Origin of the sequence: Aquabacterium sp., assembly GCF_030652515.1 — a bacterium.
Classification (GTDB): domain Bacteria; phylum Pseudomonadota; class Gammaproteobacteria; order Burkholderiales; family Burkholderiaceae_C; genus Aquabacterium.
In genome coordinates this window covers 145,043-159,829 of sequence record NZ_JAUSAR010000067.1, presented here as the reverse complement: position 1 = coordinate 159,829, position 14,787 = coordinate 145,043, and the positions used below count along the sequence as shown (strand labels likewise).

The 14,787-nt window shown below is 64.4% G+C and carries 17 protein-coding genes; 7 read left to right on the top strand and 10 right to left on the bottom strand.

Going from position 1 to position 14,787, the window contains the following annotated elements; translation table 11 throughout:
• The first annotated feature begins 142 nt into the window (after nucleotides 1–142).
• From rpsU to Q7V20_RS08630, 5 genes are all read left to right on the top strand, one after another.
• Nucleotides 143–355: a 30S ribosomal protein S21 gene (gene rpsU / locus Q7V20_RS08650; protein WP_012346814.1), complete on the top strand. Its 213-nt coding sequence runs from the start codon at nucleotides 143–145 to the stop codon at nucleotides 353–355.
• Nucleotides 356–477: 122 nt separating this feature from the next.
• A complete protein-coding gene (locus Q7V20_RS08645; RefSeq protein ID WP_304789228.1) occupies nucleotides 478–924 on the top strand; it encodes a GatB/YqeY domain-containing protein in 447 nt (148 codons plus the stop codon).
• Nucleotides 925–947: 23 nt separating this feature from the next.
• On the top strand, nucleotides 948–1,298 hold the full coding sequence (locus Q7V20_RS08640; RefSeq protein WP_304789225.1) for a TIGR01244 family sulfur transferase: 351 nt from the start codon (nucleotides 948–950) through the stop codon (nucleotides 1,296–1,298).
• A 14-nt stretch (nucleotides 1,299–1,312) separates the two neighbouring features.
• Nucleotides 1,313–1,855 carry a TRAP transporter small permease subunit gene (locus Q7V20_RS08635; protein WP_304789222.1) on the top strand — a complete coding sequence of 181 codons (543 nt, stop codon included), beginning with the start codon at nucleotides 1,313–1,315 and terminating at the stop codon, nucleotides 1,853–1,855.
• A complete protein-coding gene (locus tag Q7V20_RS08630; RefSeq protein ID WP_304789296.1) occupies nucleotides 1,855–3,387 on the top strand; it encodes a TRAP transporter large permease subunit in 1,533 nt (510 codons plus the stop codon). The genes Q7V20_RS08635 and Q7V20_RS08630 overlap by 1 nt, the downstream gene beginning before the upstream one ends.
• Nucleotides 3,388–3,423: 36 nt before the next feature.
• Here the strand turns inward: Q7V20_RS08630 and Q7V20_RS08625 are convergent, their stop codons facing one another.
• A complete protein-coding gene (locus Q7V20_RS08625) occupies nucleotides 3,424–4,506 on the bottom strand; it encodes a TRAP transporter substrate-binding protein (RefSeq protein ID WP_304789220.1) in 1,083 nt (360 codons plus the stop codon).
• A gap of 134 nt (nucleotides 4,507–4,640) precedes the next feature.
• Nucleotides 4,641–6,047: a metalloprotease PmbA gene (gene pmbA / locus Q7V20_RS08620; protein ID WP_304789218.1), complete on the bottom strand. Its 1,407-nt coding sequence runs from the start codon at nucleotides 6,045–6,047 to the stop codon at nucleotides 4,641–4,643.
• Between the two features lie 50 nt (nucleotides 6,048–6,097).
• On the opposite strand from pmbA, the gene yjgA reads away from it, so the two are divergent.
• Together yjgA and mog are read left to right on the top strand one after the other, a co-directional pair.
• A complete protein-coding gene (gene yjgA / locus Q7V20_RS08615; RefSeq protein ID WP_304789215.1) occupies nucleotides 6,098–6,691 on the top strand; it encodes a ribosome biogenesis factor YjgA in 594 nt (197 codons plus the stop codon).
• A gap of 12 nt (nucleotides 6,692–6,703) precedes the next feature.
• On the top strand, nucleotides 6,704–7,309 hold the full coding sequence (gene mog / locus Q7V20_RS08610) for a molybdopterin adenylyltransferase (RefSeq protein WP_370652429.1): 606 nt from the start codon (nucleotides 6,704–6,706) through the stop codon (nucleotides 7,307–7,309).
• Nucleotides 7,310–7,324: 15 nt separating this feature from the next.
• On the opposite strand, the gene Q7V20_RS08605 is transcribed toward mog, so the two are convergent.
• Genes Q7V20_RS08605 through Q7V20_RS08570 form a run of 8 tightly spaced genes read right to left on the bottom strand, consistent with a single transcriptional unit; the run spans nucleotide 7,325 to nucleotide 14,752 of the window.
• On the bottom strand, nucleotides 7,325–7,876 hold the full coding sequence (locus tag Q7V20_RS08605) for a DUF805 domain-containing protein (RefSeq protein WP_304789210.1): 552 nt from the start codon (nucleotides 7,874–7,876) through the stop codon (nucleotides 7,325–7,327).
• Between the two features lie 47 nt (nucleotides 7,877–7,923).
• Nucleotides 7,924–9,282, bottom strand: coding sequence for a DUF58 domain-containing protein (locus Q7V20_RS08600; RefSeq protein WP_304789207.1), 1,359 nt, complete (start codon nucleotides 9,280–9,282; stop codon nucleotides 7,924–7,926).
• A gap of 13 nt (nucleotides 9,283–9,295) precedes the next feature.
• Complete coding sequence (locus Q7V20_RS08595) at nucleotides 9,296–10,294, bottom strand: MoxR family ATPase (RefSeq protein ID WP_304789204.1); 999 nt, start codon at nucleotides 10,292–10,294, stop codon at nucleotides 9,296–9,298.
• Nucleotides 10,295–10,303: 9 nt separating this feature from the next.
• On the bottom strand, nucleotides 10,304–11,539 hold the full coding sequence (locus Q7V20_RS08590; protein WP_304789202.1) for a DUF4350 domain-containing protein: 1,236 nt from the start codon (nucleotides 11,537–11,539) through the stop codon (nucleotides 10,304–10,306).
• A complete protein-coding gene (locus Q7V20_RS08585) occupies nucleotides 11,536–12,312 on the bottom strand; it encodes a DUF4129 domain-containing protein (protein ID WP_304789199.1) in 777 nt (258 codons plus the stop codon). The genes Q7V20_RS08590 and Q7V20_RS08585 overlap by 4 nt, the downstream gene beginning before the upstream one ends.
• Entirely contained in the window at nucleotides 12,296–13,030 is a 735-nt protein-coding gene (locus Q7V20_RS08580) for a hypothetical protein (protein ID WP_304789196.1), read from the bottom strand. Before Q7V20_RS08580 ends, Q7V20_RS08585 begins: the two co-directional genes overlap by 17 nt.
• Nucleotides 13,020–14,033 (bottom strand): stage II sporulation protein M, encoded by a 1,014-nt coding sequence (locus Q7V20_RS08575; RefSeq protein ID WP_304789193.1) that lies wholly within the window; start codon nucleotides 14,031–14,033, stop codon nucleotides 13,020–13,022. The genes Q7V20_RS08580 and Q7V20_RS08575 overlap by 11 nt, the downstream gene beginning before the upstream one ends.
• Nucleotides 14,030–14,752: an RDD family protein gene (locus Q7V20_RS08570; RefSeq protein ID WP_304789189.1), complete on the bottom strand. Its 723-nt coding sequence runs from the start codon at nucleotides 14,750–14,752 to the stop codon at nucleotides 14,030–14,032. The genes Q7V20_RS08575 and Q7V20_RS08570 overlap by 4 nt, the downstream gene beginning before the upstream one ends.
• Between the last annotated feature and the right edge of the window lie 35 nt (nucleotides 14,753–14,787).

Genomic DNA, 14,787 nt, shown 5'->3' with positions numbered 1-14,787 from the left:
CGGCAATGGCAATCCCCGTGGGGCATGCCCGTTTCCTCCGCGGAAACTGGGAACGGGCCCTGGCCCGGGTGGTTTGCCTTTGTGGTCTTTTAAAAGCGCACGTTGGCCCTGTGAATGCATTCATACTGAAAGTGATTGATCAATGACGACCATCCGTGTCAAGGAAAACGAGCCGTTCGACGTGGCTCTGCGCCGCTTCAAGCGCACCATTGAAAAGCTCGGCTTGCTGACCGAACTGCGCGCCCGTGAGTTCTACGAAAAGCCCACCGCTGAACGCAAGCGCAAGAAGGCAGCCGCCGTCAAGCGCCACTACAAGCGCGTGCGCAGCATGCAGCTGCCCAAGAAGCTGTACTAAGCACAGTTTCTCTGTCCGACTGCTTGCGGTGGCTAACGCTTCCCACGGTCGTTGACTGAACAAGCCCGCGCGGGGACGCCCATGCGGGCTTTGTTGTTTCTGAACTAGACGAGGAGCCAGCCATGAGCTTGAAAGACCGGATCACCGAAGACATGAAGAGCGCCATGCGCGCCAAAGAGGCTGAACGCCTGGGCGCCATCCGCATGTTGCTGGCTGCCATGAAGCAAAAGGAAGTCGACGAGCGCATCACGCTGGACGACGCCGCCACGGTCGCCATCGTCGACAAGCTCCTCAAGCAGCGCAAGGATTCTCACCAGCAATTCCAGGCCGCTGGCCGGGTCGACCTGGCCGACAAGGAAGCCTTCGAGATCGGTGTGCTGGAGGCCTACCTGCCCCAGCGCCTGTCTGCCGACGAAGTGACTGCCGAGGTCAAGGCCATCGTCACCGAGCTGGGCGCTTCGGGCCCTGGCGACATGGGTAAAGTCATGGGTGCGGTCAAGCAGCGCCTGGCTGGCAAGGCCGACATGGGCCTGGTGTCCGCCGCCGTCAAAGCCGCGTTGGCCGGCTGAATTTCCAACCAAGGGGAACATTGATGTCTGACAACTTGCCGATCCAGCCCGTGAGCGACGACGTTTGCGTGGCACCTCAGTTGACGCCCGAAGCCATGGCCGCCGTGGCCGCCGCTGGTTTCAAGAGCGTGGTCAACAACCGCCCTGATTTTGAGGGCGGCCCTGACCAGCCCACCACCAGCGCCATCGAAGCCGCCGCCAAGGCCGCTGGCCTGGCTTACGCCTACCTGCCGGTGCAGGGCGGCTACCAGTCGCCCGAAGAAATCGCGCAAGCCGCCCAGCTGCTCAAAACCTTGCCGCGCCCGACCTTGATGTTCTGCCGCAGCGGGGCGCGTTCCTCGCGTTTGTTCAGCCAGGCTGTGGCGCTGGGTTGAGGGCGCACCAGGCCATGGGTCCGGTGAGTCACATCTTTGTTCGCGCGGTGGATGCCTTGTCGGTGCGGCTGGGGCAATTGGCCGCCTGGATGCTGGTGCTGGCCTGCGCCCTCAGCGCGGGCAATGCCTTGATCCGCTACACCTTCAACCTGGGCTCCAATGCCTGGCTGGAGGCCCAGTGGTACCTGTTTGGCGCGGCGGTGTTCCTGGGGGCGCCTGCGCTGCTCAAGCTCAATGAGCACGTGCGGGTCGATGTGATCTACGGGTCTCGCGCGCCACGCACGCGGGCCTGGATTGACCTGCTGGGCCTGCTGCTGGTGCTGTTGCCGGTGTGCGTGATCACTGGCTGGCTCAGCATCCACATGGTCCACGATTCCTACGTGCAGCAAGAGGTTTCACCCAGCGCGGGTGGGCTGTTGCGCTGGCCGATCAAAGCCATGATTCCCTTGGGTTTTGCGCTGCTGGCCCTGCAGGCGGTGTCGGAGATCATCAAGCGCGTGGGCTACTTGCGTGGCACCTACAACATGGACACCCACTACGAAAGACCGTTGCAGTGATCACTCTGGAACACATGGCGCCATTGATGTTTGGCGCGCTGGTGCTGGTCATGCTCTTCGGTTTCCCGGTGGCGTTTTCGCTGGCTGGGTTGGGGTTGGCCTTTGGCTACGGTGCCGTGGCCTTGGGCATTTTGCCCATCGAGTTCATGGGCAACCTGCCGTTGCGGCTGTTTGGCATCGTGTCCAACGAGCTGCTGCTGTCCATCCCGTTTTTCACCTTCATGGGCGCGGTGCTGGAGCGCTGTGGCTTGGCCGAAGATCTGCTGGAGGGCACCGGGCAATTGTTCGGCCGCCGGCCTGGCGGTCTGGGCTTTGCGGTGATCATCGTGGGTGCCATCCTCGGTGCCATCACAGGCACGGTGGCCGCCAGCGTCATCGCCATGGGCGTGATCTCGCTGCCGATCATGGTGCGCTATGGCTACAGCATGCGCTACGCCACCGGCGTGATCGCCGCCTCGGGCACGATCACGCAGTTGATCCCGCCATCCCTGGTGCTGGTGGTGCTGGCCGACCAGTTGGGCCGTTCGGTGGGCGACATGTACAAGGGCGCCATTGGCCCCTCGTTGATGCAGACCGGCATGTTCCTGGCCTACACGGCCCTGATTGCGTTCTTCTATCCAAAGCTGGTGCCACCTTTGCCGGAAGAGGCCCGCCTGCAGCGAGGCTGGGGGCTGTGGAAGAAGGTGCTGTGGGGCATGGTGCCCTCTGTCGTGCTGATCTTCATGGTGCTGGGCACGATCTTCATGGGGCTGGCCACACCGACCGAAGCTGGCGCTCTGGGCGCCCTGGGCGCCATTGTGCTGGCCGCCATCAACAAGCGCCTGACGGTGAGTCTGCTCTGGCAGGCCATGGACAGCACCATGCGCGTCACGGCCATGGTCATCTTCATCCTGGTGGGCTCCAGCGTGTTCTCGCTGGTGTTCCAGGGGCTGGATGGCAACCGCTGGGTCGAGGACATGCTGGCGCACCTGCCGGGTGGTCCGCTGGGCTTCCTGATCGCGGTGAACATTTTCGTGTTCTTCCTGGCCTTCTTCCTCGATTTCTTCGAGATTGCCTTCATCATCATCCCGCTGCTGGCGCCGGTGGCCGAGAAGCTGGGCATCGACCTGGTGTGGTTCGGGGTGCTGCTGTGCGTGAACATGCAAACCAGCTTCATGCACCCGCCGTTCGGCTTTGCGCTGTTCTACCTGCGGGGCATCGCTGATCAGATCTACAAGAGCGGGGCCATCGTCAAACCGATTTTGTCGCGCGACATTTACCTCGGAGCGATCCCCTGGGTGGTGATGCAGCTGATGCTGGTGGCCGTGGTGATTTTCTGGCCGGAGTCCGTCACCTACTGGCTGGACAAGGAAGCGGTGGTCGATGTGGACAACATTCAGATCGACATGCCGCTTGATCTGTCGGCGCCGATGGATGATCTGGCCTCGGCGGTGCCTGAAGAAGGCTTGCCCATGCCCGAGGTGCCGCCTGAAGAAGACCTGAACAAGGCCGTGAACGACGCCTTGCAGAAGTCGGGTGACCAGGCGCCTTGAACAGGACGCCCGGGCTCACCCGGCCCGTCGCTCAAGTCACAGCTTGGCGGCCTGCATGTAGCGGTCGAACGTGGCCTCGGTGAAGCGGAACCACAGGTTCTGGTCGGCGCGGAACTTGGCGTAGTCGGCGTAAACCTTGGCCCAGTTCTTGTTCTTGGCGTTCAACTCGCTGTAGATCTCCATCGAGGCCTTGAAGGCACCGTCCATGACCGACTTGGGCATCTGCACCAGTTGAGCCTTGGCCGCGACCAATTGCTTGAGCGCCAGCGGATTGGCGGCGTCGTACCTGGCTTGCATCTCCACGTGGGCATGCGAGGCGGCCGCTTCGATCATGGCTTTGTACTCGGACGGCAAGGCATTGAAGGCCTTGTTGTTGATGAAGAAGTCCAGTTGTGGGCCACCTTCCCACCAGCCGGGGTAGTGGTAAAAGGGCGCCACCTTCTGGAAGCCCAGCTTCTGGTCATCGTAGGGGCCGACCCACTCGGCGGCGTCGATGGTGCCTTTTTCAAGTGCCTGGTAGATCTCACCGCCCGGCAGGTTTTGGGGGATGGCGCCCATGCGTTCAATGACCTTGCCGGCAAAGCCGCCAATGCGCATCTTCAGGCCCTTCATGTCTTCCAGGGACTTGATCGGCTTGCGGTACCAGCCGCCCATTTGTGCGCCGGTGTTGCCACCGGGGAAGTTGATGATGTTGTACTGAGCGTAGAACTCGCGCATGAGCTTGAGGCCATTGCCTTCGTACATCCAGGCGCTCATCTGGCGCGAGTTCAGTCCGAAGGGGATGGCGCTGCCGATGGCGAAGGTTTCGTCCTTACCGACAAAGTAGTAGGGCGCGGTGTGGGCCATTTCGACCGTGGCGTTCTGCACGCCGTCGACCACGCTGAACGCCGGCATCAGCTCGCCGCCAGCGTGCACCGAGATGACGAACTTGCCGCCCGACATCTCGCTGATCTTTTTGGTGAAGACTTCGGCGGCACCAAAAATGGTGTCCAGCGATTTGGGAAAGCTGGAGGCGAGGCGCCAGCGCACGCTGGGCTCGGCGCGAACGATGGCGGGGGCGGCGCCAGCCGCCAGTACACCGGCCAGGCCAGCGCGGTTGATGAAGGAACGTCTTTGCATGGCGGGTCTCCTGGGAATGGTCCGAAGTTCAAGCGGGGCTTGAATTCGGACATTCTAGGAGTGCTTCACCAGCACGGGGACTGCATGAGGGCAGGGGCTTTCCCGCGTTGCCCACTGGCGTCAATCGACAGGCATCAATGCCCGGCGATTTTCATCTTCTCGATGAGGATGGAGCCCACGGTCTTGCTGCCGTAGGTGTACTCGTCGGCGCCCACGGCCACGATCTGCTTGAACATCTCGCCCAGGTGGCCGGCGATGGTGATCTCTTCGACCGGGTAGGCGATCTTGCCGTTCTCGACCCAGTAGCCGGCCGCGCCGCGCGAGTAGTCGCCTGTCACGTAGTTCACGCCTTGGCCCATCAGCTCGGTCACCAACAAACCGCGGTGCAGCTTCTTGATCATGGCCTTGAGGTTGTCCTTGGGGTCGGTCAGGCGGCTTTGCAGGATCAGATTCTGCGATCCGCCCGCGTGGCCGGTGGTCTTCATGCCCAGCTTGCGCGCCGAGTAGCTCGACAGGAAATAGCTTTGCACCACACCGTTCTTGAGCACGTGGTGCTTGCGGGTCAGCACGCCTTCGTCATCGAAAGGGGCACTGCCTTTGCCCTTGAGGATGTGGGGATCTTCCAGGATGTTGATGTGCTTGGGCAGCACCTGCGTGCCCAGGCTGTCGAGCAAAAAGGTGGACTTGCGGTACAGCGCGCCACCGCTGGTGGCTTGTACGTAGGCGCCCAGCAGGCCGGCGGCCAGGGGCGATTCGAACAGCACTGGCACTTCGCAGGTGGCGATCTTGCGGGATTTGAGTCGGGCCAGGGCGCGTTCGGCGGCATAGCGGCCGATGACTTCGGGGCGCGCCAGGTCACGAGCATCGCGCTCTGATGAGTACCAGAAGTCGCGCTGCATGTCGTTGCCACGGCCAGCGATGGGCGAGACCGACAGCGAGTGGCGTGAGCTGGCGTAACCGCCCCGGAAACCGCGCGTGTTGCCGGCCAGGAAGTGCGATTGCTGGGCCGACACGCCACCGCCTTCGGAGTTGGTGATGCGCGGGTCGACCGTCAAGGCGGCGTCTTCGCAGCGGCGGGCCAGTTCGGCGGCCTGAGCTGCGTCGATGGACCAGGGGTGGAACAGGTCCAGGTCGCGCTTGGCGGCGCGACCGGTGGCCAGGTCTTCGGCATCGGGCAGGCCGGCGGCCGGGTCTTCGGCGGTGAAGCGGGCGATGTCGTAGGCGGCGCGAACGGTTTGCTCAAGCGCGGCGGGTGAGAAGTCAGAGGTGCTGGCGTTGCCCCGGCGTTGGCCCAGGTAGACCGAGATGCCGATGGATTTGTCGCGGTTGCGCTCGACGTTTTCAAGCTTGCCCTTGCGCACCGACACCGACAGGCCCATGCCTTCGGAGACCTCGGCGGCGGCGTCAGAAGCCCCCAGCTTCTGGGCCAGGCTCAAGGCGTCTTCGATCAATTGCTGGAACTGATCGCGCGAATAGGCGAAGCCGGACAGGTCGGGTTGCTTGGCGTTGGAAGAAGACTTGGAGGATTTGTTGGCGGCCATGTATGCGGTTCGCGTCGGTGAGGGGGTTGACCTCGTATCATAGCGACCACATGAATTCAGAACAGTTTCCCCCTTCCGACGACGACGAAGTCGATGAAAACGGCTATCGGCGGCCCAGCAAATCGCAGCTAAAAAGGGACAGCCATGAGCTGCAGACCTTGGGCGAAGCCTTGGTGACGATGCCCAAGGACCGCCTGGCGGACATCGGCCTGCCCGAATTGCTGAGCGACGCGATCGACGATTACAAGCGCACCAAGTCCTTTGAGGGCAAGCGTCGGCAGATGCAATACGTCGGCAAATTGCTGCGTGGCGTCGATGCCGAGCCCATCAAGGAGGCCGTGGCCTCGTTTCAGTTGGGTCACGCACGCAATGCATTGGCGCTGCACGATTCGGAGCGTTGGCGTGCCGAACTGGTGGCCGATGACAACGCGCTGACGCGCTGGGTCGCCGAGTACCCGCAATCCGACGTGCAGAAATTGCGCGCGCTGATCCGCAATGCCCGCAAGGACTTTGCCGCTGCCCCCGAGAACCGCAGTGGGCGGGGCTTCCGCGAGCTGTTCCAGTTCATCAAGCAGGCCCTGGAAGGGCAGACGCGCACCGATGAGGGCGATGAGCTGCTGGACGAGGGCGAAGGCGAGGACTGAAGCGTGAGCGAGCTGACTTCCACCGGCCTGGATGAGGTCCGCATTGGCGTGGTGTCGATCTCCGACCGTGCCAGCACGGGCGTCTACGAGGACAAAGGCTTGCCCGCCTTGCAGGACTGGTTGGGGCGCGCGGTGCGCAACCCGATCACCTGGGTGCCCCGCCTGATCCCCGATGAGCGCCAAGGCATTGCGGCCGCTTTGCGCGAGTTGGTGGATGTGGCGGGTTGCCACCTGGTGTTGACCACGGGCGGCACCGGTCCGGCGCCGCGCGATGTGACGCCCGAAGCCACGCTGGACGTGGCCGACAAGGAAATGCCGGGCTTTGGCGAGCAGATGCGCCAGATCAGCCTGCGTTTTGTGCCGACCGCGATCTTGTCGAGGCAGACGGCGGTGATCCGCCAGCAGGCTTTGATCTTGAATTTGCCAGGGCAGCCCAAGTCAATCGCCGAAACGCTGGAAGGGCTGCGTGATGCCGAGGGCCGCTCGGTGGTCCCCGGCATTTTCGCGGCGGTGCCGTATTGCATTGACCTGATTGGCGGGCCTTACATCGAGACCGACGCCCATGTGTGCGTGGCTTTCAGGCCGAAGTCAGCACAGCGGACTGTGCTGACGACCTGAGCCCTTCAACGCGGGTCAGGGTGCTGGTGGCTGGTAAGAGGGCTGAGCGCCTTTGGATTTCAGCACATAGCCCTGATAAGCCGGCAATGCAATGGCGGCCACGATGCCGATGATGCCAATGATGGGCAGCAGCAGAGCGAGGATCTTGACCTTGGTGGTGTTGGGTGGCGGTGGTGCGCCGAAGCGGTTTTCGCCCGGCGTGCCCGCTTTGAATAGCCATACCAGTGCCACGAATGGAATGAGGGCGAGCAGGCTGGTCCAGCCCGACCAGTCCATGTCGTGCGCACGCTGGATGGCCATCAGGATGGAAAAGACGATGTAGGGGATGGCCGCGATCACGCCCAGCGCGCCCGCGGACTTGTCCATGCCGGCTGCGGCGGCGATGAAGCCCATAAGGGCTGCGCCCAGGATGAGCAGCAGGTAACCGCCCATCAGGTAGCCCAGGTATTGCAGGCGGCTGACGCGTCCTTTGCTGGACCACAGTTTGATCGGCTGATAGCCTGCCGACGAGCTTCGAACATCGGCCACATTGGCGCGGGGTGGTTGGTAGGGATTGGCAACACTCATCATCGTCCTCCTTGGGGTTGAAAAAAATCAGTTCAATGCCTTGGCCATCACAACAGGCCTGAGCGTTTGACCGCGTGGTAACGGTTGACCAGGGCCACGGCCAGTTGGCCCGGCTCCACATCCACGGACAGGGCATCCAGCCCCACGACACGCCGAAACGCATCGCGCCTGGCTTGCTCGAACCAATGGGCGCCCGCCACCTCGATGGCCTGGCCGGGTTTCTCGATGGCTTGTTCGGCCACTTCGCGGAGCACGCGCTCGCGCAGGCTGGCCACCAGCACCAGGTGGCGCGCGCGCAGCAGTTTTAGGGCGGGCTGCAGTTCAGCGGAATCCTCGTCCCGGAAGTTGGTCAACAGCACGACCAGGGCGCGCTTGTGCTGCACGCGCAGCAGGTCTTGCGCAGCCAGCAGGTAGTCGGAATGCGTGGCATCGGGTTCGATGTCGTGCAGGCGGGCCATCAGGGCGTTGAGCGTGGACGAGCCCTTGCGAGGCGCGAAGTGGCGTTGCTGGCCGGGGGCCGTGCCAAAGGTCATGGCCCCGACCTCGTCGCCGTCTTTCAAGGCCACGTAGCTCATCAGCATCAGCGCGTTGAGGGCCTGGTCGAAGTGGCTGCCATCGGTGCTGACGGTGCCTTCATCGGCGCGCATGCGGCGCCCACAGTCCAGCAAGAAGATGACGCACTGGTCGCGCTCGTCCTGGAACTCGCGCACGATGGGGCGGCCATGGCGCATGGTGGCTTTCCAGTCGATGTGGCGGATGGGGTCGCCCACCTTGTAGTCGGTCAGTTGTTTGAAGTCGGTGCCCATGCCGCGTTGGGCGTAGGTCTTGATGCCGATTTGCGCCAGGCGGCGATCACCGGCCAGCCACGCGTAGCCCGCTACTGCGGCGAAGTTGGGGTAGACGTGCAGGCTTTGTGCATGGCCGAGTTGGCGCAGGGTCTCAAAGCTGCCGCCCAGCGTTTGCATGCGCACCTGGGTGGCACCGAAATGCACGATGCCGCGTTGCCGGGGCGTGACGGTGTAATGGATGTCCACCCGGCTGGCGGCAGGCACGCTCACGGATTGCGGCAGGCCTTGAAACTCGAGCTTGGGATCGACTTCGTCGAACACGGCCACTTGCCAGCTTCGGCGGCCTTCGTTGACCAGGGTGAGGCTGAGCACACGGGGAACGCCCAGTGCCAGGGCATGGGGCAGGGTGCGTTCGATGCGCAGGGGCGATTGACGCCAGGCTTGTTCGCTGCGCCACAGGTCCAGGCCTGCCCAGGCTGCGCCCATGGCCAGCAGCACAGCCGAGGCCATCCCTACGGCGGCCAGCGGCAGGCCGGCCACCAATGCGCAGGCACTGGCCACGGCGAACACCGTCAGCGCGACGACCGCGCGGCGACTGGGGATCAAGGTCCGGCGCATCGGCAGGGCCAGGTCAAAGGCGAGGGGCCTCGACGCTGTCGAGCGCATCGCTCAACAACTCGTCCACTTGGCGGCCTTCCAGTTGGGCATCCGGGGCCAGCATGACGCGGTGGCGCAGGGCGGGCAGCACGTGGCCTTTGATGTCGTCGGGCGTGACGAAATCGCGCGCTTGCAGCAAGGCCGAAGCCCGGGCCGCGCGCACCAGGGCAATCGCGCCGCGTGGGCCGGCGCCTGATAAAAGACCTGGCCATTGGCGCGTGGCCCGCATGATGCGCACGGCGTAGTCGGCCACGCGCTCGTCGGTGCGCACCAGGGATGCCATCTCCTGCAAGGTCAGCACCAGGCGTTCGTCCAGGCGAGGCTCGATGCCGTCGAGCGAGAGTTGGTCGCCGATCTGGCGCTCGGTGGCGCGCCGGATGATGGCGGTTTCCTCTTCGTGCGTCGGGTAGCCGATGTCGATCTTGAACAGGAAACGATCGAGCTGGGCCTCGGGCAGGGGGTAAGTGCCTTCGGTGTCAATGGGGTTTTGCGTGGCGAGGACCATGAAGGGGCGTGGCAGCTTGAGCGTCTGGCCTTCCAGCGTGACCTGGTATTCCTGCATGACCTCCAGCAGGGCACTTTGCGTTTTGGCGGGTGCGCGGTTGATCTCATCAGCCAGCAGCAGGTTGGTGAACACGGGGCCGCGGTGAACCCGCAAGGCGCCAATGCCATTGGCGGATTCACCGCGCGCTGCGGCATCGAACACCGAGTGGCCGGTGATGTCGGAGGGCATCAGGTCGGGGGTGAATTGCACCCGCGCGTACTTCAAGGTCATGGCCTTGGCCAGGGTGCGGGCCAGCAGGGTCTTGCCCAGGCCCGGCACGCCTTCGATCAGGACGTGGCCCGAGGCGACCAGGGCCACCAGGGTCTGGTCCACGGCTTCGCGCTGGCCCACCACGGCCTTGGACAATTCGGTGCGCAGGCCATTGAGCAGTTCGGCGGCGCGAGTGAGGTCTTCAGGTTTGATTGGCATGTCGGGTTCTCATCGGCTGGATGGAGGAGGTGGGGGCTTGAGGCGTCGGCGAGCGGTCTCGAGCAATTCGAGCGTGGGCGGCAGTTCGCGGGGAGATCGTTTGAGCTTGCGGTCCAGGGCGCGTGACAGGGCGTCGGCGTCCAGGCCGGTGGCTTTGGCAATGGCTTTGGCGCGTGCGCCGCGCTCCAGCCGGGCGTAGTCGCGAAGGTGGTTTTGCGCGGTCTCGTCCAGGGCGCGGACCTGGGCTGCGTGCAGTGCATCGGCACCGTGGTGCTTGAGGAATTGTGCGGTGCCCTTGATTTGCTCCGCGATGGAGCGGCGGCCGGGCACCGAGCGTGCCGACAGGGGGCCAAAGCGGATGGCGCCGCGCCACAAGGCTGCAGACAGGGCCAACAGGCTCAGCAGCACCGCCACCCAGCCTTGGGTCCACAGCCATGTCAGCAAGGGTGGGCGGGCCTCTTCAGACACGAACCAGACCTCGGTACCCCGGCGCGCCTGCAAGGCGGCCATGGCCAGCAAGGCGTTGTCGCCTTCGAGCACATGGCTGTTGAGGAACAAGCGTTGGCTGGTGATGACGGTGACGCTGCCTTGGCCAAGGGGCATGCGCACCATGTCGTGCCCAAGTGGGCCTTCGATGGCCCATTGAACCTGTGCAGGCGCCTTGATCCTTGGGTAGCCGTGGCCACCGCAGAGTTTGTACCCGCGGCGGTCGCTGTAGGCCGGTTTCACGCCCTCAGGTTCAATGACCTGGTCGCATTCAAGGACCTTGCGCCTTTGAGCCACTGATGGCGTGGAGGCGGGTGCCCTGGCTTGGCTGCCAGTGGCTGGCGGCGTTTCGTCTTCCTGCTCGTCGGCATCTTCATCTTCGTCGTCCACGCGCTGCACGGGCAGCCAGGCTTGAAGGCGATCGTTGTAGAGCATGTCGGCGTGGATGACGAGCTGCCCGCCGCCGTGCACCCAGGCGCGCAGCAAGCGCTCGCGCTCGGGAAACAAATCCCAGTGCCAGGAACTGAGCAGCAGCGTGGCCCCGCGCGGCGGCATGGTGGACAGCTGTTTGGGCTTGACCACCTTGGCGCCCAGCTGGCGCACCAACTGCTGGGTGGCGTACAGCTCGTTGGTCAATGCCTCGCCTTTGGGTGGCGTGGGCACGGCCTCATCGACCCACTCGGTGCGCGTGGCGATCCAGGCACCTGCGGCCAGCAGCAAGGCCACCAGCAGTGCTTTCAGCAAGTGGTCGAACTTCACTTGGCTGCCTCCGGCGTGGGGGGCTTTGCTGATGACCCAAGGTGGGTGTCGAAGTCGGCGCACAGGGCCAGCACGCTGTCGGACTCTGGCATGCGGGCACCATAAACCGTGAGCTGCCAGGCGCTCACCAGTCGTGCAAAGAAGGCGCTGCGATCTTGAGAGAGGCGGCGCGCGGCCAATTGCACGCATTCACCTTCGGTGCTGGCGGCGCGGATCGGCACGGCGTGGTCGTGAACCAACCTGGACAAGGCGCCTCGGTACAACAGCGAAAGCGCCGCATGGTGCTCGCCACGCAGCCAACAGTCGCGGGCGGTGGCGCCAATCTGGTCGGGCAGGCTTTCAGGCCGGATGTCCAACTCGCGAACGTGGCTGGGCAACTTCAAAGTTTTGACGCTGGCCACTTCGGCGCGCACCCGAATCCAGTGGCGCAGCCCGACCAGGAAGAGCGCCACGGCCACCGCGCCCAGCGCCCAGATCACCAAGCGGCCGGCATCCGCGATCCAGCGCGCCATGCCGACTAACCACATGGGCGGCGGCTCGCTCTTCGAAGGCTTGGGCTTCCAGTCGTCCATGTCCTTGAAGCGCAGGGTTTGTGACTGGCGGGTACCGCCCAGGTTGGGATCCTTGCGAACCTGGTCGCGGGCGGATTGCACTTCTTCGCGCGAGGGCGTGGGTGCAGATTGCGCCCAAGCCAAGGCCGGACCGGCGCACAGCGCCAGGACCAGGAAGGTGATGCGGCAGGCCTTTTTCATCACCTCAAGCACTGAACGCACGTCGGAACTCCTGCTCAACGTCCCAGGCTTCCAGTTCGACGCGGCGGTTGAGGTACATGGCGAAACCGGACGCCACGTAGAACGGCTCCAGCGCGAACACCACGGTGGCGTAGGCCAGGGTGCCCAGCAAGGACGTCACCAGGTGGTCGGCGCTGGTCAGCCATTGGAAAAATCCCAGCCCTCCGCCATTGGGGGCCAGCCAGATCACCACGCCGACCAAGCCGATGTTCAGGACCATCTCGATGGTGGCAAAAATGGTGTGCATCAGGCTGGCGTCCCAGCGCTGGCCGGACAGCAACTGCGAGCTTCGTTGGCGCAGGGCCTTGCCGGATTGCCCCTCCAACTGGTAGATGGGCTGGGTGAAGGCCCTCCAGGGCGACAGCCGCCGGAACGTCAGGGTGCGCGGCAACTGCTGCCACCAGACGCTGGAACGCGCACGCCACAAATCGGCGAAGGTGGTGGATTGGCCGAACAAGGCGCGCGACAGCACGAACAGCACACTGCGGTCCAGCCAGGGCTTGAGCCAGAAAATGAGCAGGCCGGGCAGCCAGGGCGCGATCTCGACCGTTGAAAGGGCCAGCAGCATGGTCATGCCAAACACTGGCGCGCAGGTTCGCCACACCGAGCGCGCATGCGTCTGGACCATGAGCACCCCCAGGTCCGAGGCCTCGGACATGCTGCGGGGGCGAAGCTCGACCGTCAGCGCGTCAATCCGCATGCGAGCTCCTGGCGGGGCGGCCTTGCCAGCCCAGGTAGGCGATCACCAGGGCCCAGCACGCGGCACCCACGCCATACTTGACGCCGGGCGCCACCCAGCGGGCAGACGACCAGAAGGCCTCAACGGCAGCGGCGATCAGCAGCATGCCCATCACGCCATAGACCACGGTGATGGCGTCTTTGGCCGCGTGCTTGAGCGATTCAAGGCGCGTGCGGCGCCCGGGCGAGAGCAGGGCATGGCCCAGCCGCAGGCCCGCCGCACCCGACAGCACGATGGCCGTGAGCTCGAACGCCGAGTGGGTGACCACGAAAGAGTAGAAGGTTTCGGTGTAGCCGCGCGCGGTGAGGTAACCGGCCACCGCACCGATGGATTGCCCGTTGAAGACCAGGTAGAACACGCTGCCCAGGCCCCAGAACAGCCCACTGGCAAAGCACTGAAAGCCGATGCCGATGTTGTGCTGGATGTAGTAGCCGAACATCTGCCAGTCGGTGGAGGCGCGCCGCTGTTGGCCGATGGAGCGGTCGCTGTCGCCATACATGCTGTCGAAATTCTGAACCTCGTCGGCGTCCATCAGGTGCAGCACAAAGCCAGGATCGCGGTAGGTGGCCCAGCCAATGGCCAGCATCGGCACCAGGAACAACAAGGTGGCCGCCAACAGATACCAGCGGTGGCCCCGCACGCTTTGCGGAAAGTCGACCAGCACCAGTTGCTTGAGGCGTGCCAAACCGTAGTCATGCTGACGGTAGATGAGGCGATGCCCGCGCTGGGTCAGGGTTTCAAGGCGCTGGGTCAGGTGGATGGGGTAGGCGCGCGCCTGGGCCAAGGCCAGGTGTTCGCAACTGCGCCGGTAAAGCGCGGTCATTCGCGCCCCGTCCACGGGGGGCAAGGCAGGCTCGCCGCGTTTCGGCTTCTTGACTTGCCTGAGGCCGTCCAGGCGGTCCAGCAGGGTTTCCAGTTCGGCCCAGGTGGCTGAGTGGCTCTTTTCAAACTGCAAGGGCGTCATGGCGAGCCGCCTCCCGGGCGGTGGCCCAGCAGCCACTGCGCCACGCCCAGCAGTCGCCGGGTGGCATCGTGCTCACCGCGCGCGTTCACCCCACCGTCTGGCCGGGTCACCGAGGCGGCGATCAGGGCCAGTTCGTTCAGCCGGGCAGGTGTCAGGCGCGCGGAGCGGCCAGCCCACGACACGATGGCGGCCTGCTCTTTGGGCGAGAGTTGTCGGGCGGGCGGCATGGCCGGGGCCGGTGGCGGCACGCCATGCAGTTGCACTGTCTGGTGGTAGGCCACCAAGGTGCCCGCCGCCAGGTCGCCCAGGCGTTTGAAATCGCGCCGGGTGAGCATGGAGAGCATGCCGGCGGCGTAGCCCATGGGCAGGAAATCGGCCGCGCGCAGCAGGTTGCGGGTGATCGATGCGGCCGGAGTGATGGGCAGGCCCGAGTCCATCACCACGTGCAGGCCCATCATGCGTTTGCCGGGCGTGGCCCCCGATCTGGTCAGCTCAAAAACGACCGGGTAGAACCACTCCAGCGCGAAGTACAAGATCATCAGGAAGGCCGAACCCACGCCCCCCATCGGGCGGGCGATCATGGCCGCGATGAAAAAGATCACCAGGCGGATGCCGGCATCGATCAAGTAGGCCAGGGAACGGGACATCACCCCTGCGGGTCGCAAGGACAGGGCGATGCCCTCTGGCGTTTCGGCGGTGTAGAGCGTGTCGAGCGACATCAAGCTTTGTGCACCAACTTGCTCCTCCCGAGCAT